The organism is Streptomyces sp. NBC_00289 (genome assembly GCF_041435115.1).
GTDB lineage: Bacteria > Actinomycetota > Actinomycetes > Streptomycetales > Streptomycetaceae > Streptomyces.
On sequence record NZ_CP108046.1, the window covers coordinates 262,240 to 281,513 of the forward strand.

Annotated in this window: 17 protein-coding genes and 11 pseudogenes; 17 read left to right on the forward strand and 11 right to left on the reverse strand. The window is 67.1% G+C overall.

Annotated elements, in window-relative coordinates; translation table 11 throughout:
* Positions 1 to 56: 56 nt before the first annotated feature.
* The 4 genes and pseudogenes from OG985_RS01360 to OG985_RS01375 all read right to left on the reverse strand — a co-directional run.
* The gene (locus tag OG985_RS01360) at positions 57 to 431 is read right to left on the reverse strand and encodes a Rieske (2Fe-2S) protein (protein ID WP_371666523.1); all 375 of its coding nucleotides are present in this window, start codon (positions 429 to 431) and stop codon (positions 57 to 59) included.
* 819 nt (positions 432 to 1,250) lie between these two features.
* Positions 1,251 to 1,470 (reverse strand): annotated as a pseudogene (locus tag OG985_RS01365) (transposase); the annotation flags it as partial.
* Between the two features lie 3 nt (positions 1,471 to 1,473).
* The gene (locus tag OG985_RS01370) at positions 1,474 to 2,919 is read right to left on the reverse strand and encodes an NF041680 family putative transposase (protein WP_371674215.1); all 1,446 of its coding nucleotides are present in this window, start codon (positions 2,917 to 2,919) and stop codon (positions 1,474 to 1,476) included.
* 94 nt (positions 2,920 to 3,013) lie between these two features.
* Positions 3,014 to 3,476: pseudogene (locus OG985_RS01375) on the reverse strand (transposase); the annotation flags it as partial.
* A gap of 1 nt (position 3,477) precedes the next feature.
* Here OG985_RS01375 and OG985_RS01380 point away from each other — a divergent pair.
* The 9 genes and pseudogenes from OG985_RS01380 to OG985_RS01420 all read left to right on the forward strand — a co-directional run.
* A pseudogene (locus OG985_RS01380) lies at positions 3,478 to 3,692 on the forward strand (transposase); the annotation flags it as partial.
* A 149-nt stretch (positions 3,693 to 3,841) separates the two neighbouring features.
* Positions 3,842 to 4,170 (forward strand): annotated as a pseudogene (locus tag OG985_RS01385) (IS6 family transposase); the annotation flags it as partial.
* 37 nt (positions 4,171 to 4,207) lie between these two features.
* Positions 4,208 to 4,450 carry a type II toxin-antitoxin system Phd/YefM family antitoxin gene (locus OG985_RS01390; protein ID WP_371666524.1) on the forward strand — a complete coding sequence of 81 codons (243 nt, stop codon included), beginning with the start codon at positions 4,208 to 4,210 and terminating at the stop codon, positions 4,448 to 4,450.
* Positions 4,447 to 4,893, forward strand: coding sequence for a PIN domain-containing protein (locus OG985_RS01395; protein ID WP_371674216.1), 447 nt, complete (start codon positions 4,447 to 4,449; stop codon positions 4,891 to 4,893). The genes OG985_RS01390 and OG985_RS01395 overlap by 4 nt, the downstream gene beginning before the upstream one ends.
* Before the next feature lie 30 nt (positions 4,894 to 4,923).
* A pseudogene (locus OG985_RS01400) lies at positions 4,924 to 5,121 on the forward strand (ABC transporter substrate-binding protein); the annotation flags it as partial.
* Positions 5,122 to 5,596: 475 nt separating this feature from the next.
* The gene (locus OG985_RS01405) at positions 5,597 to 5,860 is read left to right on the forward strand and encodes a hypothetical protein (RefSeq protein WP_371666525.1); all 264 of its coding nucleotides are present in this window, start codon (positions 5,597 to 5,599) and stop codon (positions 5,858 to 5,860) included.
* The gene (locus tag OG985_RS01410) at positions 5,857 to 6,444 is read left to right on the forward strand and encodes a hypothetical protein (RefSeq protein WP_371666526.1); all 588 of its coding nucleotides are present in this window, start codon (positions 5,857 to 5,859) and stop codon (positions 6,442 to 6,444) included. Before OG985_RS01405 ends, OG985_RS01410 begins: the two co-directional genes overlap by 4 nt.
* Positions 6,445 to 6,450: 6 nt before the next feature.
* Positions 6,451 to 6,656, forward strand: a pseudogene (locus OG985_RS01415) (transposase); the annotation flags it as partial.
* A gap of 63 nt (positions 6,657 to 6,719) precedes the next feature.
* A pseudogene (locus tag OG985_RS01420) lies at positions 6,720 to 7,211 on the forward strand (transposase family protein); the annotation flags it as partial.
* A gap of 63 nt (positions 7,212 to 7,274) precedes the next feature.
* Here OG985_RS01420 and OG985_RS01425 read toward each other — a convergent pair.
* The 4 genes from OG985_RS01425 to OG985_RS01440 form a co-directional block, all read right to left on the reverse strand.
* Complete coding sequence (locus tag OG985_RS01425; protein WP_371666527.1) at positions 7,275 to 8,570, reverse strand: ISAs1 family transposase; 1,296 nt, start codon at positions 8,568 to 8,570, stop codon at positions 7,275 to 7,277.
* Positions 8,571 to 9,064: 494 nt separating this feature from the next.
* Positions 9,065 to 9,619, reverse strand: a complete 555-nt coding sequence (locus OG985_RS01430) for a hypothetical protein (protein WP_371666528.1) — start codon at positions 9,617 to 9,619, stop codon at positions 9,065 to 9,067.
* On the reverse strand, positions 9,616 to 9,948 hold the full coding sequence (locus OG985_RS01435) for a helix-turn-helix transcriptional regulator (RefSeq protein ID WP_371666529.1): 333 nt from the start codon (positions 9,946 to 9,948) through the stop codon (positions 9,616 to 9,618). Before OG985_RS01435 ends, OG985_RS01430 begins: the two co-directional genes overlap by 4 nt.
* Before the next feature lie 130 nt (positions 9,949 to 10,078).
* Positions 10,079 to 11,317, reverse strand: coding sequence for an IS256 family transposase (locus OG985_RS01440; RefSeq protein ID WP_371674217.1), 1,239 nt, complete (start codon positions 11,315 to 11,317; stop codon positions 10,079 to 10,081).
* 305 nt (positions 11,318 to 11,622) lie between these two features.
* On the opposite strand from OG985_RS01440, the gene OG985_RS01445 reads away from it, so the two are divergent.
* Genes OG985_RS01445 through OG985_RS01455 form a run of 3 tightly spaced genes read left to right on the forward strand, consistent with a single transcriptional unit; the run spans position 11,623 to position 12,495 of the window.
* A complete protein-coding gene (locus tag OG985_RS01445) occupies positions 11,623 to 12,150 on the forward strand; it encodes a transposase family protein (protein ID WP_371666530.1) in 528 nt (175 codons plus the stop codon).
* A 10-nt stretch (positions 12,151 to 12,160) separates the two neighbouring features.
* Positions 12,161 to 12,319, forward strand: coding sequence for a hypothetical protein (locus OG985_RS01450; RefSeq protein WP_371666531.1), 159 nt, complete (start codon positions 12,161 to 12,163; stop codon positions 12,317 to 12,319).
* A complete protein-coding gene (locus tag OG985_RS01455) occupies positions 12,316 to 12,495 on the forward strand; it encodes a hypothetical protein (protein ID WP_371666532.1) in 180 nt (59 codons plus the stop codon). Before OG985_RS01450 ends, OG985_RS01455 begins: the two co-directional genes overlap by 4 nt.
* Positions 12,496 to 12,569: 74 nt before the next feature.
* Here the strand turns inward: OG985_RS01455 and OG985_RS01460 are convergent, their stop codons facing one another.
* Complete coding sequence (locus tag OG985_RS01460) at positions 12,570 to 12,749, reverse strand: hypothetical protein (RefSeq protein ID WP_371666522.1); 180 nt, start codon at positions 12,747 to 12,749, stop codon at positions 12,570 to 12,572.
* Positions 12,750 to 12,778: 29 nt separating this feature from the next.
* Positions 12,779 to 14,223 (reverse strand): annotated as a pseudogene (locus OG985_RS01465) (ISAzo13 family transposase).
* A 444-nt stretch (positions 14,224 to 14,667) separates the two neighbouring features.
* Between OG985_RS01465 and OG985_RS01470 the strand changes: the two are divergent.
* The 5 genes and pseudogenes from OG985_RS01470 to OG985_RS01490 all read left to right on the forward strand — a co-directional run bounded on the left by OG985_RS01470 (position 14,668) and on the right by OG985_RS01490 (position 18,201).
* Positions 14,668 to 15,669, forward strand: a complete 1,002-nt coding sequence (locus tag OG985_RS01470; protein ID WP_371674218.1) for a transposase — start codon at positions 14,668 to 14,670, stop codon at positions 15,667 to 15,669.
* Between the two features lie 209 nt (positions 15,670 to 15,878).
* Positions 15,879 to 16,151, forward strand: coding sequence for a hypothetical protein (locus tag OG985_RS01475; RefSeq protein ID WP_371666533.1), 273 nt, complete (start codon positions 15,879 to 15,881; stop codon positions 16,149 to 16,151).
* Between the two features lie 157 nt (positions 16,152 to 16,308).
* Positions 16,309 to 16,365: pseudogene (locus tag OG985_RS01480) on the forward strand (hypothetical protein); the annotation flags it as partial.
* 26 nt (positions 16,366 to 16,391) lie between these two features.
* A pseudogene (locus OG985_RS01485) lies at positions 16,392 to 17,200 on the forward strand (ISAs1 family transposase); the annotation flags it as partial.
* A 317-nt stretch (positions 17,201 to 17,517) separates the two neighbouring features.
* Positions 17,518 to 18,201 carry a transposase family protein gene (locus OG985_RS01490; protein ID WP_371666534.1) on the forward strand — a complete coding sequence of 228 codons (684 nt, stop codon included), beginning with the start codon at positions 17,518 to 17,520 and terminating at the stop codon, positions 18,199 to 18,201.
* An 85-nt stretch (positions 18,202 to 18,286) separates the two neighbouring features.
* Here the strand turns inward: OG985_RS01490 and OG985_RS01495 are convergent.
* A pseudogene (locus OG985_RS01495) lies at positions 18,287 to 19,199 on the reverse strand (IS1380 family transposase); the annotation flags it as partial.
* Between the last annotated feature and the right edge of the window lie 75 nt (positions 19,200 to 19,274).

A 19,274-nucleotide genomic window follows, 5' to 3' on the forward strand; every position in this document is an offset into this window, starting at 1 on the left:
GACGTCGGGCAGCCGCCTCCGTCGTCCTGTCCCTACCGAACGCTTGCTGCAGCGGCTCAGCCCTTGACGATCACTCCGTCCCGTTCGGTGACCTTCACCACGGGCAGGGCCTTAGTCGCCGGGCCGTGAACCGGCCGCCCCGTCACGGCATCGAATCGGCTGCCGTGGCACGGGCAAAGGATCTTCCCATCGCTTACCTCCGCGACGACGCAGCCCGCGTGAGTACAAATCGCGGAATAAGCGCGTAGCTCACCACCCTCACCACGGGTCAGAACCACATTGGCCGACGGCACCACCAAACCCCCACCGCGCGGAACCTCATCCGCACGGGCCAACTCCGCAGCCGCCGCAGCCGCCGCCTCCCGCACCGCCCCCTCTTTCTCCTGCCTGCCACATCCGGCCAGCACCGTCACCGCCGCGGCGACAGCCAACCCCTCAACCACCACCCTCCGCCTCGACGCACAACCCGCTCCCGGACCAGTGCCAGCCGCTTCCGAACTCGACGCCATACACATCCCACTCCAGCAGTTTCAAACGCTGCCAACACCAGCAGCGACCACGCCACATCGGGAGATCTGCGCAACCGGCAACCTCTCGGCCACCGAAGAAACCACGCTTCCGACTACGCTCACAGCCGTCGCACATCACACCCGCGCCATGAGTATCCGGGCAGACAACACCTGCATCCTGAGTAACCACTGCCTGACCGATCGGCCTTTCTTCGCGTTTCGGGCATCGCAGGGGAGTGTCATGAATCAAACTCTGTTTTGGTGACGGCAGGTGACGGGTGTCGTTGATGTTGTGTGCGAGATGTCAACTCCCTTGTGGATATGCATGCCTGAGCCGGCCACGCCCGACCGAAACGACACACCCGCCGTCGCCCTGGGGCCCACCGCGCTTGTTCTCGGGACTATCTCCGCGATAGGCGCGTGGCCGACGCTCGTCTTCGTCGCGCTCCCATGGTCATCCTTGCTGGCGCTCTCTCTGTCACGTTCGGCACGGCGGGTATCTACTGCGCTAGCCGCGGCGTCGGCCGCTTGTGGATCGCCACCGTCGGAACCGTCCTTGGAGCAATCGGACTGGCTGGCGTTATGGCTTTTATCGGGGGTAGCGCCTAGACCTGTCTGTAGCTGGCCGTCCCATCGTTGCGAGTGGGCGCCGTGAGGAACAGAGCACGCAGCACTCATCGTGCATCCAGGCTGCTTGCGGGAGCTGATACCGCCGGGGCGTCGGCGATTCGGGTCGACGGGCTGGCTTGCGGGTGATGCGGCGGGTCATCAGCGTGATGGCCGCCCAGGTGATCAAGGTCTCCGAGTGCTGGACGAGGCGTTCGTAGTCGCGTGCATGCCGGCGGGCGTGCATCAGCCAGGCCAGGGTGCGTTCGACGACCCAGCGGCGGGGCAGGACGACGAAGCCGGAGGTGTCCTTGGGGCGGCTGACGGTCTTGATCGTGAGGCTCAGCTTGTTCTTTATCTACCAAGACCTTCCCGGCTTGCCGATGGCTTTGAGGCTCTCGGGGCGTTTGACGGTCTTGCCGACGTCGTAGCGGGGTGCCCGGTGTCTGTTCTTGGCGCCGGGTGGTCGTCCGGGGCCGGTGCCTCGGGGTTTGGGAACACGGGTCGGGCAGGCGAGGTAGGCGCGAATGTTCCTGAACCCCCGGCGGACCCGGGCCGGGGTGAGCCGGTCGGAGGTGGCGGGTTTCTCCCACGGCCGGCGGAGGTCTTCGGCGAGGGGCCGGGCGAGCCGGAGCTGGGTGTGAGCGACGATCAGGATCCAGGTCCAGCGGTCCGCCGCCTCGGGAGTACGCAGTTTCGGAGTGGTCCAGCCGAGGGTCTGCTTCGCGAATCGGAAGGTGTGCTCCAGGTCGAAGCGGCGGAGGAATGCCTGCCAGAAGCGGTCCACGTCTTCCGGGGTGGCGCCCGTCTTGGAGGACCATAACCATACCGGCGGGGCATCGCGGTCCTTGGACAGATGCTCGACTTTCAACCGGATCAACGTCCCCTCGACCAGGGGAAGTTCACCGTCGTGGTCGAGCCATGAGGAGCGGTGGGTGAGCCGTGGGTGGACCCGGTCCCAGGCCTGGGTTTCGGCCTTGCCGTAGTTGGTGGTGTCAGTGACCGTGGTGATCGCGGGCTCGGGCCAGGTTTCCGGCCTGGTGAAGCGGAATTCCGGGCCGTGCTTGGGTGGCCGCCCGCCCTTCGGGTCGTGGACGCGAGGCGGCTTCGGCAGGCGCATGACGCGGTCGGAACGGACCCGGCCGACCAGCTCGACGGGCAGGTCGCGCAGGACCCAGGCCAGGCGGGTGACGTCGTAGCCGGCGTCCATGACGATCACGATATCCGGGCCCCCGACCTGCCACTGGCCTGCGGCGATGAGCCGTTCGATGACACCCCGCAGCTGGGAGGCCGTGACCGCGGTCGCGTCGTCCGCCGGGCCGAGCCGGACCGCGTCCAGGATCGCGGTCCAGGACGTGGCACCCGGCTCCAGGACGGCCACGAAGGAATAGGGCCAGCCCGGAATGAACTGCGATGCCGTCTTCGCGCGGCCATAGACGTGACAGAACAGCCGGTCGGCTGAGCACGGCGCGTCCGAGCGGAGCCACGGCGACACATCGACCGCCAAGACCAGGCGCCCGCCGTCGAAACGCGGCAAGGGCAGCCCTGCCAGCAGCGTCCGAAGCCGGTCGACGTCGATCCGGCCGCGGTTCAAGCCTCCGTACATCGCTCCGTGCCCGCGCCGATGCTCGGGCAGAAGGGTCAAGTCCACCGCGGACTTCACCGCACCATCGGCACACAGCACCGCGTCCACCAACTCGAACAGTTCGTCGCGCCGAGCGGTCAGACACTCGTAGAACTCGCCCCGGAAGCGTGACGCTTCCGCGAACGCTTCCCTGCGGACAGCATCAGGCAGCAGACTCATCCTCACGGCCTTCGTCGTGGTCACGTGCACCTTGGTCGGAGCACATGATCAGACGAAGGCCGCCCCCACGTCCGACGAACCCTCAGGTGAGCGACTTAGTTCGAGACACCGTTCGGGGCCGGAAGAAAAAGAACAAGCTCAGGTGCTGTTTCGCCCAGCCGACGAGCTTTCCGGCATAGGCGGAGTCGGCCCAGACGATGGTGATCTCGGGCATCAGGCGGAGCCGGAAGAGCACTTCCTTGGCCGCGTCGCGGTCGCTGAGGGAGGCCGGGGTGACCATGACCAGTAGCGGAAGACCTCTGGTATCGACCACGAGATGCCGCTTGCGGCCATTGATTTTCTTGCCCGCATCAGTAGCCGCGGGAGTCCTTGCCGACGGTCTCGGCAGCCTTGACGCTCTGGGAGTCGATCACGGTGGCCACCGCTCTGGGGCCTTTTCCCATCTCGCGGCGGATCCGGCCGGCGAGCTGGTCGCGGATCTGTCCGATGACTCCGGCGACGGCCCAGCGGGCCATGAAGCCCCAGACCGTCCGCCAGGGCGGGAAGTCCGCGGGTAAGTCGACCAACCCCCTGGAACGGTTGAACCGGGAGATCTCTTCCCCAATCCCGGGGCGCTCGAGCGCCTGGTCACCGCCGTTCTCTTCGAACTGCACGACGAGTGGATCGCCTGCCCCCGCCGCTACCTGCCGGAGGGAAGCATGGCCAAGCTCTACCCAAAGCTCCCCGAAAGCGCCACCGCACCATCCCACACCACCAACGACCCCACCGAATGATCGGCCACACACGAGAAGGGACGCCATTCTATATATGGGCACCACACCGGTGAAAACAGATGACACCCAGCAGTGAAAGGGTTTGTGGCGAGCGCGGTGCTCCGGATCTGGGGTTCTGAACATCTGGGAGGGGCTGTCGTGGAGGCGGAGCGACACCGTCGTACAAGAAGTACCGGTACCCGCGGAGGTCATGTCCCGCTGCGTGTGGCTGTACCACCGCTTCCCGCTCAGCTTCCGCGAGGCCGAGGAGCTCATGCCCGCCCGCGGCGTGATCGTCTCCCACGAAACCGTCCGGCAGTGGTGCACCAAGTTCGGGCCCCAGTACGCGGCCGGCCTGCGCCGCCGCAGGCCGAAGGCCTGCGATGAGTGGTATCTGGACGAGGTCTACGTGAAGATCAACGGCGAGTGGCGGTACCTGTGGCGGGCGGTGGACCAGGACGGCAACGTCCTGGACACCCTGGTCCAGTCCCGGCGGAACGCCCGCGTGAGACACGGGGTGTAGTAACATGTAGTACATGGATGCCACGGCTCGGGAGTTTAATCAGAAGTCCTCGCAGATGCTTGCTGCGGCAGCGCGCGGAGAGACCATCACGGTCACCAAGAACGGTGTCGCGGTGGCCCGGATGGTGCCGGTCAGCGACGATGACGTCCCCTCGCACCCCATAAACCCCATGGGCGAAATTGACCTGCCCGACCTCGGCCTCCCTGATCTGGCCGACGATGAGATCGAAGAGACGCTCAGGGGAATGGGCGCCTGACGATGATTGCAATTGCCGATACCAACGGCCTGTACCGTCTCCTCGATCCGAAGCTCACCGGCCATGAAGCGCACAAGGAAGCCCTCGCGGCAGTCAGCCATCTCGTCATCTCTCCCATGGTCCTGGCAGAACTGGACTATCTGATCTCAACACGGGCCGGAGCCAGCAAAGCCCTCACCGCGGCACGGTTCATCGAACGCAACACAGCCGTGCGCCGCTTCGAGATCCCCTCTCTCGCCACACACCTGAGCGCGGCGATCGCCGTCGCCGAAGGCTATGCAGACGCCGACCAAGGCAAAGGCGTCGGACTGACCGACGCCATGAGCGTCGCCCTCGCAGCCGCCTACCGGACCGAGGTCCTTCTCACTACCGACCGGCATTTCCGCATGATCCGGCCGCTGACGGGCCACCAGGCATTCCGCCTCCTGCCCGACGACCTGTAGACCGAGCACCTACGCGACGCGGTCGCCTCCACCATCCAGGTCTACCAGGAGGCGGGTCTCTCCCACCTCGACCCTGGCTAGATCTATGTCTCGGACGCCGGCCAGGTCGCCAACCTGCTCTTCCGCCGCCTGACGCAGTTCCAGGAGGACGGCAAGGGCGGCGTCTCGGTCGTCGGCAACCTCGCCACCGACTCGGGCAAGTCCTCCGACGGCGGCAAGACCTGGACTTCACTATGAAGCACAGGCACACCGCATTTTTCGTGTCAGAGCCACTTCAGCTCGTACGCCGACGACACCGGCCACCGCTACTCGGCGATGCTTGCCCGCCGAGCCGAACAGCAGCCGCGAGCAGGCGCGGCACCGGGCACCAACTGGCCAGCGCAGCGCGGCAGGCCCTCGCCGCGACCCACATCGAGTCACGGCCCGCCGTGACGTGGGCACGCGAGGACAAGATTTTCCAGGCCGCCGAGCGCGCGTGGGCCGACATGGTCGAGCACGGCACCCCCGTGACGTCTGCCACTCGCTCGCTCAGCGCCCCCGTGCGCCACGGTGAGCACCAGCTGCTCACGCCGCGCCCCGGGATGCGGCGGAACCTGGGAGACCAGGCCCGTTCTGACCCGTTCGACCGTGGGCACACCGGGCGGATTTCCCATCAGGAATGTGTGACGCAATGGGCACGACTTCACAACTTTCGGCCGGACCGGTGGCCGAGAAAGTGATCCGAGTGTGGGCACAGGCCCTGTTCTGCTCGCCCCTGCGCCCACCGGACCAGATCAGTACAAAGACGGTGTGCGCGGCGGTCGCCGAGGAGCTGGCCCGCCACGCGACAGTGCCCGGCGGGTGCGCGGGAGCGGTCGCGCAGCGGGCCGGGGACTGCCCCGAGCTCTTCACCGCGCGGATGGCCTGGTGCCTGGAACAGGCCACCCACGCCTACACGGCGCCGGCCTGCGGTGGATGCCAGGCATGACCAGCCCAGCAGGCGCCCAGCCGGACAACGCAGGCTCCTGCACCACAGCCGCGAGCGGCATGCCCTGCGGGGCGGAAGACGCCGCACGCAGCCAGCTCTGGTGGACCGTCCACCAGGCAGCCGGCGGCCCCGGACGCATGCCCGCCCACACCGACCGCCTGCGCCGGTGGTCCGGCCTGCTCATCGACGCCCTCCTGGCCTTCCATGACGATATGACGCGCCTGCCCGGATCGCAGGCCCGTATCTGGCAACTACGCCTGGCGCTGACCACCGAGCAGCGACTCCGGCCCGTTACCGGCGGCATCCCGGCCCACCGCTGGCTGGTCCACGCCCGCCACCGCACCCAGACTCGCCCCAATCCCACGCTCGACCGACGGCTCTACCAGTCCTGGATCCCGCATCTGGTCGCCGCGGTCCGCGACCTCATCAACGAAACCGCCGCAGCAATCGCACACACCACAAACACCGAACAAGACCCCGCCACCACGGTCCACCTCCTGCAAGCCCGCCACATCCTCCAGCACACCTGCCGCCACCTGAACAAGCCCCACGAACTACGACCACCGCCAGCCAGGAACAAATGAGGTCAGTTGATCGGGCAACTGGTGGACCGCGCGAAGGCTGGCGGGATCAAGTTGACCGGTGAGGGCGGGCTAATGCAGCAGCTGACGAAGAGGCTCTTGGAGTCCGCTCTCGAGGGTGAGATCGCCGATCATTTGGCCACGAGAAGCATGAAAGGGCCGCCGACGGCCACACCCGCAACAACACTCGTTCGAAGACCGTGGTGACCGCAGTGAGATCGTGAATGCGGCCGGCGAGGGCCGGCGAAATCCAGACCAGGGTTCCGTCCGGTGCTGTGATGCCGAGTAGCCGAGGGGGATCTCACCCCTCGGCTCTCACAGATCCGTACGTGACAGTCTCCCGTCATACGGCTCTTGTCGTTCTGGTCATCAGACCAGGACGGCGCCCGCGGTCAGCCTCCAGTGTGCAAACATGCGGGGGTATCGCCGGGCGATCTCCTGCATCTTCGCGATGGTCTTCCGCCTGGCCGCGAGCCGTTTGTACGGGTCCTGGCACGACATCCGCGCCTGGCGGGAATCGGGCTTCCCTGGTCTGTTCCCCGACTGCGAGACGATGGGTGACCTCGGCTATATCGGCACCGGCGTCCTCACCGGCCAGGCGCAAGCCACCCAGCCGGGAACGACCCCAAGCCGACAAGATCCTCAACCAGTCCATCAGCACCCTGCGCGCCGCCGTCGAACGAGCGATCGCACACCTGAAGGACTGGAAGATCCTCGCCACCCGCTACCGCGGCCGCCCACTCGACACCCTCCCGAGCATCGTCCGCACCATCACCGCACTCGCGTTCTTCCGAACCCAGGGCCCCGGCGTGTGCCTGGATCGTCCGGTTTGGTTATGTGATGCCGTAGAGGGCGAGGACGCGGGGGCGCTCGGTGTGGGCTCGTCGTCCGGCGGCGGTGTTGACGTAGCCGGCGAGCTTGAGCGCGCTGCGGATCAGGTCGCGGAGGGTAGCGAGTACGGCGGGCGCGTTGCGGGTTCTGACCTGGGACTTGTCCTCGTTGAAAGTGACATCTCGACACCAGTGGACGGTATTTTCCACGGTCCAGTGCCCGCGAGCCCAGGACGCGATCTCGGCTGCGTTCGCTTCCTCGGCGGGCAGGTCGGTGATGGCGTAGACGGTCTCGCTGGACCATTTTTTCGCCCCGTAGAGACGGCGTCGGCGCTGGATCCGCAGGACCTGGGCCGCGTGCGGGAAGAGCAGGCCCTCGACGGTGACGACCTGCACGAGCCGCTGCTCGTGACGGCCGTGGCCCCGGGCGTCGTCGCGGTGGATCACAGGGATCTCCTTCCAGGGCAGGGCGTGGAGTTGACGGGCCTGGCCGCGCTGGTTGTTCTTGATGGTCAGCAGGTAGTGAGCGCCGCGTTCGCGCAGGTAGATGGCGTGGTCGCGTTGGGCGTGGAGGGCATCGGCGGTAACGACCACCCCCGTGAGATCCGCGTCGTCGATCTGGTCGAGGAGAGGTGCGAACTCGGGGATTTCGTTGGTCTTCGCGCCGATCTCGCGGGAGGCGAGAGTGACACCGTCGCCGTGACGGACGGCGGACAGGACGAAGACGCGGCTGCCGTCCGGGCGCCTCGCGCCGCGCAGGCACTTGCCGTCCACCGCGATCGCCCGCCGCCGGAGCCGTACCGGCTCGGCGCGGGCGGCCGCCCGGTGAGCCCGGCGCTGTTCACGTTCGGTGCCACCGTCGGGCATCACCGGCTCCGGCCGGCGGGGCTGTGCGGACAGCAGAGGCCGAAGGTAGTCGTAACCGGCCGCGCCGATCTCACCGGGATCGAGTCGCCCCAGGACGCTGCGCAGGGTTTTCTCGCTCGGCACCCGGTAGCGGCCAAGGAGTGGGTGGTAGGGCAGGCCGAAGGCGGCCAGTTCCTCCGGCGCCGCACGTCGGCACCACTCCGCCGCCGCGGTGATCGAGTCGTGGCCGGACGGGGTCATCGCGCAGACCACCAGGGCCAGCAGCGAGGAGAGCCGGTACCGCACTCCGCAAGCCCCTCTCGGATCGGTGACCGACTCGAACTCGGCGACCAGGCAGCGCACTTGCTCCTTGGCGGCACCCTCGCCGAGGGCTTCCAGGCAGGGCGCACAAGGCACGGGGACAGCGACAAGGGATGATGGAGAAACGAACACGGCACCTTCGTGGATCTTGCAGCGTAGAGAACTACATGATCCACAGGTGCCGTGTTCACCTGCTTCCGGGGCCCACCACCGAGATCAACACCCCAGACCGGGACGATCCAGGCACTCGCCGGGGCCCTGCTTCCGAACCTCCTGGTGAGGCTTATGAGTAACCCTCACGAGCTCGGTCAATTGCTCCGCATCCAACCCGGTTGTAACCTGCCAGCTCAACGACCCCGCCCCGGCAACACCTGTCTTGTGAGAACTCGTCAGGTTACCGAGCGGGGTCGTTGCTGTTGACCAAGGGGTGGAAGCCTCCCGTGGGCTTGTGAATAACCCTCCTGGTTTCCATCTTGAGAATCCGAATCGACTTGCCGAGCCCACGCGCGAGTCTGGAAGCTTCCTGGATCCCAAACAAGAAGATGATCACGAGCTGCGTTTCTGATCATGGTCAAAGTCCTCTGGGTTTCATACACAAGGAGGCTGCCGTGTAGCGGACGATGACGTCACGCTCTCGGCTGAGGGCTTGCGGTTGCCGGGGGCTCCGTCATCTGCTGGTGCAGTCGGTTGCTTGATCCGTCCAATTCGGCTGGATCTTCATCCTCGAGGCGCCACGCGAGAATTGCCGTGGGCAGCCAGATCAACATCTCGAGAAGCAAGAAGATCCCGATGCCTGCGACGCGGACCGGGTGTCGGCCGATACTGAAGAAGAAGACGATCAAGAGGATCCACGCGGCCGCCGTGATGATGCCGTAGGCGCGACGGTAGGCGCTGTGTACCTGCTGAAGCTGCAGTTCATCCAGCAAGTGAGACGGAGCCAGGGACAGACCGCGGATGCCTCGCCAGGCAATCCAGCGGAACATGCCTTGAGCAAGGATCAGTGCCGCAAAAAGCCACACCCCCACCTGCCAGGGAGTCATCACCGCCAACGTCATCGTGATGACGGTCAGCGCCAACACGACAAGCAAAGTCCGCCGAGTTCGTCTCCGCGGCATGGGTTCTGGCGCCGACTGGCCCAGCTGGAAGAGGCGTTCGTTACGAAGAAAGGTATTACGGATCATGGCATGTTCTCTTCGGGATTGACGGATGCGGGCACGCCGAGCTCCGCGGACGGTGAGGGTGAATCGGTGACGAGGGCCTCCCCGGTGAGCCGAGGAAAGGGATGCGGAGAAAAGACAGCCTCCACGGGCACACCGAAGCAGTTGCAGATCCGGAAAACCAGCTCCAGGCTCGGGTTGTAGTCGCCCCGCTCCAAGTAGCCGATGGTCTGGTAGTTCACCTTCGTAACCTCTGCAAGGTCGCGCCGCGACCAACCACGCTCTGCTCGCAACATCGCAAGCCGGTTGTAGATCCGCATCGGTTGATCGTTCGAACCCTGCGTCTTCCTCATGCGGCAGAGTGTTGCATTTATACAACGGGTGAGTCAATGCATAAGACGAGCAGTGAGACCTACAGGGGTGCACTTCACCTACTCAAGGATCGCGAGGTCCGGATGGCGTCCCTTCTCGTGGTGTGGCCGATCATTCGGTGGGGTCGTTGGTGGTGTGGGGTGGTGCGGTGGCGCTTTCGGGGAGCTCTGGGTAGAGCTTGGCCATGCTTCCCTCCGGCAGGTAGCGGCGGGGGCAGGCGATCCACTCGTCGTGCAGTTCGAAGAGAACGGCGGTGACCAGGCGCTCGAGCGCCCCGGGATTGGGGAAGACCTGTACGACGTCGGTGCGGCGTTTGATCTCCCGGTTCAGCCGTTCCAGGGGGTTGGTCGACTGAATCTTCTTCCAGTGCTGGAGCGGGAAGACCGCGAAAGCGGTCAGGTCTGTCTTCGCCGTCAGCAGCATCTCTTTCACCTTGGGGAACTGCTCGCCGAGCATGTCGGCAACGGTGTCCAGCTGGGTGGCGACCAGTTCCGCAGTGGGCTGGGCGAAGACGGTCCGGATCGTCGCGGCGACCATTTCACCAGCGCCTTTGGGTATGTGCGCGAAGCAGTTGCGCAGGAAGTGAACGCGGCACCGCTGATACGAGGAGCCCAGCATCACCTTGCGGATCGCGGCGATCAGTCCGCTGTGGTGGTCCGCGATGACCAGGCGGACGCCGCCCAGGCCGCGGGCACGGAGCGAGCGCAGGAACTCACTCCAGAACGCTTCGGTCTCGCTGTCCCCCACGGCGGTCCCGAGGACTTCGCGGCCGCCGTCCTCGGTGATGCCGGTGGCGATGACCACAGCCTGCGAGACGATCTGATGGTTCACCCGCACCTTGCAGTACGTCGCGTCCAGGTAGAGGTAGGGGAACCGGGTGTGGTCCAGAGGGCGGGTGCGGAACGCGGTCAGCGGCTCGTCGAGCTCGCCGCAGATGCGGGAGACCTCGCTCTTCGATATGCCACTGTCCCCGCCCAGGGCCTTGACCAGGTCATCGACCGAGCGGGTGGAGACCCCATGGACATATGCTTCCATGATCACGGCATAGAGGGCCTGGTCGATGCGCCGTCGGCGTTCCAGCAGGCTGGGGAAGAAGCTGCCGGTGCGGAGCTTGGGAATCTCCAGGTCCAGATCGCCGGCCGGCGTGGTCAGGGTCTTGTCCCGGTGCCCGTTGCGCCACGCTGTCCGGGAACCGGTGTGCTCATTCCAGCCGGCACCGATGTGCGCGCTCACCTCGGCTTCGATCAGTTCCTGCAGCATTCGCTCTGCCACGCTGCGGACGAGCTCGATTCCGTCGGACGAGCGTAGTGACTCCAGCATCCTTATCAGGTCAGACTGGGACAGGGCCATCACGTACTCCTCATGGTTGAACTGGGCGTTCACCAAGAAGAGTTACGTGATGGCCCTCCTCGCGTCAGGGAGCGTCGGACACCAGCAGAAGTGCGCCCCGGGCACCCGCCCGCGCACGCCCACAACTTGATCGGCTACACCACCAAGCGGGACATGACCGAGGTCCGCCGACTCGTCGGAGCTGGGGGAGCTGCGCGTCGCTCAAGGCCGAGAGGTTGCCGCTGGCGGGCGGCCGATACGCGTGCAGGCACGGCTTCCCGGTGATCATGGAGTGTCGAGTTCGCTGATCACCACAACGGAAGACCGTGCCTGCTGCGCCAGCATCACTCATCCCCGTCGGGCTGGGCCAACTCGCGGGCGGCAATCCGGCCTGCCCCGACGAACTGCCCGACCTTCTGGCCCGGCTGTCTCGCTTGCCCGACCCGCGCCGCCGCCCGGGCCGTCGTCACCCGCTGCCGTATGTCCTGGCGGTCGCCGCCTGCGCGGTCCTGGCCGGAGCGAAGTCCCTCACCGCGATCGCCGAGTGGGCTGCCGATGCCTGTGACCGGCTGCTGTTGTGCTGCGGGGCCGCGCTGCGTGATCCGGACCGACCTTGCCGGGCGCCCAGCGAAGCCACCGTGCGCCGGGTACTGCAGCGCATCGACGGCGACGCGTTCGACGCGGCGATCGGCGGCTGGCTCACCGGCCGTGCCGCCGCCTCCCGCGCCGCGGCCAGGACAGACACCCACCGGACAGTCCGGCGCGGGCAGCGGTTGCGGTGGACGGCAAGTCCCTGCGCGGAGCCATTCGCGCCAACGGCCGCGCTGCGTCCACCTGATCTCCGCTCTGCGTGACGACAGCATCGTGCTGGCCCAGCGTAAGGTCAACGCCAAGAGCAACGAGATCACCGCGTTCCGCCCCCTGCTGAACCCGCTGGACCTGACCGGCGCGGTGGTGACCTGGCCGAATGCGTTCGCGGGCATTGGGCTATTGAGAATCGTGAGCACCATGTCAGGGATGTGACGTTCGGGGAGGACGCCTCACGGGTGCGAACCGGCGGTGCACCGCGGGCGATGGCCTCCCTGCGGAACCTGGCCATCGGCGCGCTCCGCCTGACCGGCTGGGACAACATCGCCGCGGGCCTGCACCATCACGGACGGGACACGACCCGGCCGCCGACCGCCCTCGGACTAAACTGATCATTCCCCGCCAATCGCGAGAACGACAGAGCCCTGGGAGCTGCCGAACAATAACTCCTCGATCTTGGTGAGGATCACGGGGGTGTGAGGTCGTGCCCGGCGATCTCGGCGAGCTGTTGGGCCGTGGTCATGGTGAGGGCGCCGGTCGAGACGGTGTGCCCGAGCGCGGCGAGAACGGGGGTGGTCTCCCGGAGGGTCGCGCCGATCCTGCTCTTGGGCAGGCCGGTTGCCTCGGCGAGCGGTGCCTGGTCCATGGACCAGCGCTTCTTGAGGAGGAAGACGATCAGCTGGTCGGCGACGGAGAGCCGTCTGCCGCCGGCGCCGGGGCCGCCGGCGGGGCGCTTTCCGGGCAGAAAGATCGGCGGGTGCTCGGTGCACCAGCTTGGTAGCGGGCGGTGAGCTCGTCGAAGGCGGCGGGCTCGAGTCCGGTGAGGCTGGGGTGCCGCAGCCAGGCAGGCAGCTTGTCACCGGCCGGGAAACGCCCGAACTCGGCACCGGGCGGGGGTGGTTCAGGGGCGAGGGGTTCGGGGCGCAGGGTGTAGTTCCACGTGCCGTGCCAGTCGTGCGGCGTGAGGGGCAGGCGGTCCATGACACTGTCAGGGACGGTGCCCCCGGTGGGGTAAGTGCCAGGGTCGAAGTCGGCGTGGACGACAGTCCGTTGCGTGTGGTGGTCGCTCCGATGGTGCTGACGACGACTTCGTGGCTGGTCAGGGGCCTGCCGCGCCAGTTGATGCTGATCTGCGAGAACAGCCGGTGCTCTATTTTGTTCCACTTCGAAGTTCCCGGCAGAAAGTGACAGACCGTCACATCAACGCCCGTCTCATAGGCGAAGTCCGCGAGTTCCTTCTTCCAGGCGCGCACACGGTAGCCGTTGGAGCCTCCGGCGTCGGCGGTGACCAACAGGCGGGAAGCGTGCGGGTAGCGGCGTCGCCCCTCACCGTTCCACCAGCGGCGCAAGGTGGCCACGGCGAAGGCGGAGGTGTCCCCGTCGCAGCCCACCGACACCCAGCCGGCGTCCGCGCCGATGTCGTAGATTCCGTAGGGCACCGCCTTCTGGGCGCCCTTCTCGGGAAAATCATGCGCGCGGACCTGCACCGGCTGCCCGGCGCGGTGCCATTCGCGTCCGATGACCGCGTAGCTGCCCAGCGTCTCCTTCTTCTTGGCGTCCACGCTGATGACCGGCTGCCCGTCGGCGAGGTATGCCGTGACCTGATCGTTGATGTAACGGAACTGGGCGTCCTGTCCGGGTGCCGGGCTCCCCCGGTGGTCCTCGAGGTGCCCTGCAGGGAGAACCCCTCCGCCTTCAGCAGTGAGGCCCACCGTGTCCGAGCCGACCCGGCGCCCCTGCCGAGTCAGCTCGGCCGCCAGATTCCGGGTGGACTTCACCGTCCACAGCAGCGGAGATTCCGGGTCGCCCCGCTGGTCCGGCTCGACCAGCGCCAGCAACGCGGGCACCAGCCCCGGATCCACCTCCCGCAAGGACCTCCGCCCCGCGCCCGGCGCCCGGACCCGACCCGCAGACTCCTCCTTGTCCTCCAGCTCCCGCTTCCCGCGCGACACCGTGGACTCAGCCACCCCGGCCGCCTGGGCCACCCTGCGAATCCCTCCATGGCCCAGAACACGGGCCGCCGCCGCACCCAGCGTCAGACGCTGCTGCCGCTCATCGAGATGTGGCAGCAACAGCCCGAACACATCCACCAGTTCTGCCTTCGTCCCCTCCGACACCACCGCATCCAGCCCATGAGGAGTTATTGTTCGGCAGCTCCCAGGGCTTCGGCGTAGTCGCCGGGCGTCCGGTTCATGACGGTTCGCCTGGTTGATCGGTCAGGGAGAGCGGAACAGGCACGGCTTCCAAGATCATGGACTTCTCGACGCCCCGTGACCTGCCTGGAAGACCGTGCCTGCCGAAGCATCATCGCTGATCCCGTCTGCCCTTGACCAACTCCGCGAGCATCCAGGTGTCGGCGTACACGTGAACGTGGCCCTGGCAAGATTTTCGTGAAGCGGGGCTGTGCCACCGTGCGCCGGTGACGCTCCGTCACGGGTAGTGGGACCTTCGGCGAGTGTGATGATCTCGTACGAATTGTGTCGCCGCACCTGGATGCTGGTGCGGGGGAACGGGTGTGGTCGTCGGGTGGCGTGGTCCGTATCGCTGTCCGTACCTGCGAGTTGATGGTGGCGTGTCCGGATTGCCGGTGCGAGTCGGCGCGGGTGCACAGCCGGTATTCCCGCACGCTGGCCGATGTCGCCGGGGGCCGCCCGGTGCTGATCAGTTTGGCGGTGCGGCGGTTGTTTTGTGACAGTGTGGATTGCGGGCGGCGGACGTTTGCCGAGCAGGTGGAGGGGCTGACGGTGCGCTGTCAGCGTCGCAGTCCGCTGCTGCAGCATCTGGTCGAGATGGCCGGGGTGTTGCTCGCCGGCCGTGGCGGGGCCCGACTTCTGCGCATCTTGAGGACGCCGTTGTCGCGGACGAGTGTGCTGTTCCAGTTGATGCGCATGGGGCTTCCGGCGGTAGCGACACCGCGGGTGCTGGTTGTGGATGACTTTGCGTTGTACGCGGACGTCTACGGCACGCTGCTGGTGAATGCCGACACGCGGCTGCCGATCGAGTTGTGGGCCGGGCGCGATGGCGAGCAGCTGGCCTCCTGGCTGCGAGCGCATCCCGGCGTCGAGGTGGTGTGCCGGGACGGTTCGCTGGTCTACCGGCAGGGCATCGCCCAGGGAGCCCCGGACGCGGTGCAGGTCAGCGACCGTTTTCACCTGTGGCAGGGGCTGTCGAAGCGGGTCTCGGACATCGCCGCGGCCCACCGCGGCTGCCTGGCCGCCGCAATACTTCAACCCGAACCGGCCCCACCGCCGTCGGACGAACCGTGCGAGGCGGGGCGATACTCCCGCCCTCCGTCACGCGAAGCGACTGTTCGAGACCGTCCAGGGGTACACCGGCACGGCCCGCAGTCTCAGTGCGATAGCCCGCGAGCTCGGCTTGAACCGCCGCACCGTGGCCAAGTACGCACGCGCTGCCTGTTGGCAGGAGTGCGTACGGCGCACTCCGCCCCGCCGACCCACGAGCCTCGACCCGTATCTGGAGTATCTGAGGCAGCGGTGGGAGGAAGGCGAGCACACCGCGACCGTGCTGCACCAGGAGATTGCCGCCAAGGGCTACGGCGGCCATGACCAGCAGGTCAAGATGGCCATCGCGCCGCTACGCCGCGGTCTGCCGATCGACACACCGCGCGAGCGGCCACCTTCGCCCCGCCAGGTCGCCCGGTGGATCACCACCACACCGCCGAAGCGCGGCCTGCACCCCACCGAGGCACTCCGTCGGCTGCTTGAACACTGCCCGGAGCTCGACCAAACCCACACCGGTAAGGCAGTTCGCGGCCATGCTCGATGCCCGCGACGCCGCCCCGCTGCCGGCCTGGCTCGACCAACTCGCGGCCTCTGGCCTGCCCGCCTTGGCGAGCCTGGCCAACGCCATCCGCGAAGACCAGCCGGCAGTCGTACAGGGGATCACCACCCCGTTCAACTCCGGCATCAACGAAGGCCGCATCACGGACCTGAAACTCCAGAAACGGATCATGGCCGGCCGCGCCGGCATTCCGCTCCTACGCCACCGCGTCGTCCTCATGGCCCACCTCCGACGCCACTACCCGTGACGGAGCGTCACCGGCGCACGGTGGCACAGCCCCGCTTCACGAAAATCTTGCCAGGGCCACTTCAACTCGTACCCAGACACCAGGACTCGCGCCGGAAGAAGTGCCCGGACTGCTGGGCCGCCTCGCCCAGGTGCCCGATCCGCGTGATCCCCGTGGAGTGCGCCACTGTCTGGTCGGCGTCCTTGCCCTGGCCGCCTGCGCGGTACTGGCGGGGGCGACGTCGCTGCTGGCGGTCGGCGAATGGATCACCGACGCTCCCCCCACGTGCTGGAACACGGCGGCGTGCGACTCGACCCCCTTTCCCCCAAACGGGCCCTGCCTGCGGAAACGACAGTCCGACGACTGCTGGCCCGGATCGACGGCGACGCATTGGACCCGGCGGTCGGCCGCTGGCTGTCCGACCGCCGCAACCAAACCCAGGGCCGGCCGAGCGGCTTGGCGGTCGACGGCAAAAGCCTTCGCGGAGCGGCCAGGGCCAACGGCCGCAGGATCCACCTGCTCGCAGCCCTGGACCACACCACCGGCCTGGTCCTGGCCCAGCTGGACGTCGGTGAGAAGACGAACGAGATCACCTGCTTCCAGCCGTTGCTGGAGACCATCACAGACCTGGCCGGGGTGGTCGTCACCAGTGACGCCATGCACACCAACGCGAGCACGCCGACTACCTCCTCGGCCGCGAAGCCCACTACATCGTGATCGTCAAAGGCAACCAGAAGAAGCTCCGCAAGCAGCTCAGATCCCTTCCGTGGACAGAGATCCCGCTGCAGGGCCGTGTGAAGGGCATCGGCCACGGCCGCTCGGAGATCCGACGGATCAAGGTGGTCACGGTCAACGGCCTGCTCTTCCCCGGAGCCCGCCAGGCCGCCCAGATCAAGCGTCGCCGCACCGACCGCAAGACCGGCAAGACCACCATCAAGACCGTCTACGCCGTCACCAGCCTCACCGCTGAGCAGGCCGGCCCCGCCCAGCTGGCGGCCCTGATCCGTGATCACTGGCAGATCGAAGCCCTGCACCACGTCAGAGACACCACGTTCGCCGAAGACGCCTCACCACTGCGAACCGGCAACGCGCCCCGGGCGATGGCCACTTGGCGCAACCTCGCCATCGGCACCCTGCGGCTGGCCGGCGCGACCAACATCGCAGCAGCTCTGCGACACAACGCCCGCAACGCGGACCGCCCGCTCGCCCTGCTCGACCTCAAGTGATCACGAAACGGACACCCACCTACTTCGCCGAAGCCCTGCGGGGCGGGGTCGTTGGGTTGGCAGGTTACAACCGGGTTGGATGCGGAGCAATTGACCGAGCTCTGGCTCGGGTGCATACGGCGCTTGGCGGCAGCGGGCGGGTCTCGCGGGGACGGCCGTCCGTGCTGGGGCTGTACTGGTCAGTGGTGATGGTGCCGTTCCTGCTGCGGCAGAACCCAGTCCAGCAGGCGGCGGCCGAGCTGTTCGGCTGCAGCCAGTCCACCGTCTCACGTCGGCTCGATCTGCTCGGGCCGCTGCTGGAGCAGGTCCTTGCCGAGTTCGTCCCCGACCCGGCGGAGGCGAGCACGGGGAAGGTGGTGCTGGTCGACGGCACGCTGGTTACCACCTGGGACTGGGCGGGCCGGGGCACCGAGCTGTTCAGCGGCAAGCATTGCGACACCGGGTTCAACCTGCAGATCGCCGCCACTTTGGACGGCGGCCTGCTCGCGGTCTCCGCCCCCGTTCCGGGGTCCTGGCACGACATCCGCGCCTGGCGGGAATCAGGCTTCCCCGGTCTGTTCGCCGACCGCGAGACGATGGGTGACCTCGGCTATATCGGCACCAGAGTCCATCAGCACCCTGCGCGCCGCCGTCGAACGAGCGATCGCACACCTGAAGGACTGGAAGATCCTCGCCACCCGCTACCGCGGCCCACTCGACACCCTCCCGAGCATCGTCCGCACCATCACCGCACTCGCGTTCTTCCGAACCTCCTGGTGAGGCTTATGAATAACCCTCCCCGTCAGCTTGCTGACGGGGAGGGTGTGTCTGTGTGGTGGGGTCTTTTCGGGGCTGGGGCAGGCTGAGGGCCCGGCTTTCGCGTCGGGTGGGCGCCGGGTTCCACTTCGCCGGTGTGGTGGTGATGGTTGTCGGGATGGTCGAAGTGGCTGGTCAGCCGGGGTTCGGGAGGATATGGAGCCTGTCGTCGCGTGGGTGATGACGTCGGTCCAGGGCCATCGGGCGGTGAAGCGGAGCCAGTGGCGGCGCCCAGTGTGCACGAGCTGTGCGGCGGCGGAGAACAGGCGCAGGCGGAGCTTCTTGGGTTCCCAGCGGCGGGTGGCGCCGGTCAGGGCAAGCATCGGCATCCAGGCCAGGAGGTCGAGTGCGAGGGAGACGATCTCCAGCCAGATCTGGTTTTGTGAGGTTCCCCCGGCGTGCGGGGGCAGGTTGCGCAGGCCGGTGTCGCGGGAGTTTGGGATGCGGTCCTCGCAGCGGGCCCGTCTGCGGTGACGCAGTTCGAGGTCGGCGAGCTGGCCGCGTTGGGTGTTGGTGGCGAAGCAGGTCAGCCGCAGTCCGTCGAGGTCGGTGAAGCGCAACTGGGCGCCAGGGTGCGGGCGTTCCCTGCGGACTGTCAGCCGCATCCCGTTGGGCCGGGAGGAGAGGTCGGGTTATGTCGGTGATCTCTGCTACCCAGGCGCCGGGCCGCTCGGTGCCACCGGCGTCGTAGGCCGGTGTCCACGCCTTCTTCGCGATCTTCAGGACGGCTGGTGGATGGTGTCGGTGATGGTTATTCCGACGGAATACGACAGCCAAGGCCTGGCTTGGTGAGCCAGTCGAGGAAGGCGTGCGTGCCGCCGGCGGAGTCGGTGCGGATCAGCGTCTGCCGTCCCCGCCGCAGGTGTCTGGGCAGCTGGGCCAGGGCGAGCTGGGTGGTGGTGATGTGATCGCTCGCGGTGTTGGAGCCTGCGTTGCCGGGCCGTAGCAAGGCGGCCACCGGCTCCCCGGACCCGGCCTGACCGTGGTCGACGAACGCGACGAGCGGGTGGTGGCCGAAGGTCTTCTTCCAGGTCGCAGTGGCGTCCTGACCCGGACATGAAGATCGCGCCCTCAACCAGCTAGAGCACTATCCGATGAGCCGATTTTTTCGGTTTTGGGTATG

Coding starts and splice junctions, on each gene's coding strand:
- OG985_RS01370 (WP_371674215.1), bottom strand. CDS start 2,919: ATGAGTCTGCTGCCTGATGCTGTCCGCAGGGAAGCGTTCGCGGAAGCG.
- OG985_RS01390 (WP_371666524.1), top strand. CDS start 4,208: ATGGATGCCACGGCTCGGGAGTTTAATCAGAAGTCCTCGCAGATGCTT.
- OG985_RS01410 (WP_371666526.1), top strand. CDS start 5,857: ATGACCAGCCCAGCAGGCGCCCAGCCGGACAACGCAGGCTCCTGCACC.
- OG985_RS01430 (WP_371666528.1), bottom strand. CDS start 9,619: ATGATCCGTAATACCTTTCTTCGTAACGAACGCCTCTTCCAGCTGGGC.
- OG985_RS01435 (WP_371666529.1), bottom strand. CDS start 9,948: ATGAGGAAGACGCAGGGTTCGAACGATCAACCGATGCGGATCTACAAC.
- OG985_RS01440 (WP_371674217.1), bottom strand. CDS start 11,317: ATGGCCCTGTCCCAGTCTGACCTGATAAGGATGCTGGAGTCACTACGC.
- OG985_RS01460 (WP_371666522.1), bottom strand. CDS start 12,749: ATGGACCAGGCACCGCTCGCCGAGGCAACCGGCCTGCCCAAGAGCAGG.
- OG985_RS01470 (WP_371674218.1), top strand. CDS start 14,668: ATGGTGGCGTGTCCGGATTGCCGGTGCGAGTCGGCGCGGGTGCACAGC.
- OG985_RS01475 (WP_371666533.1), top strand. CDS start 15,879: ATGCTCGATGCCCGCGACGCCGCCCCGCTGCCGGCCTGGCTCGACCAA.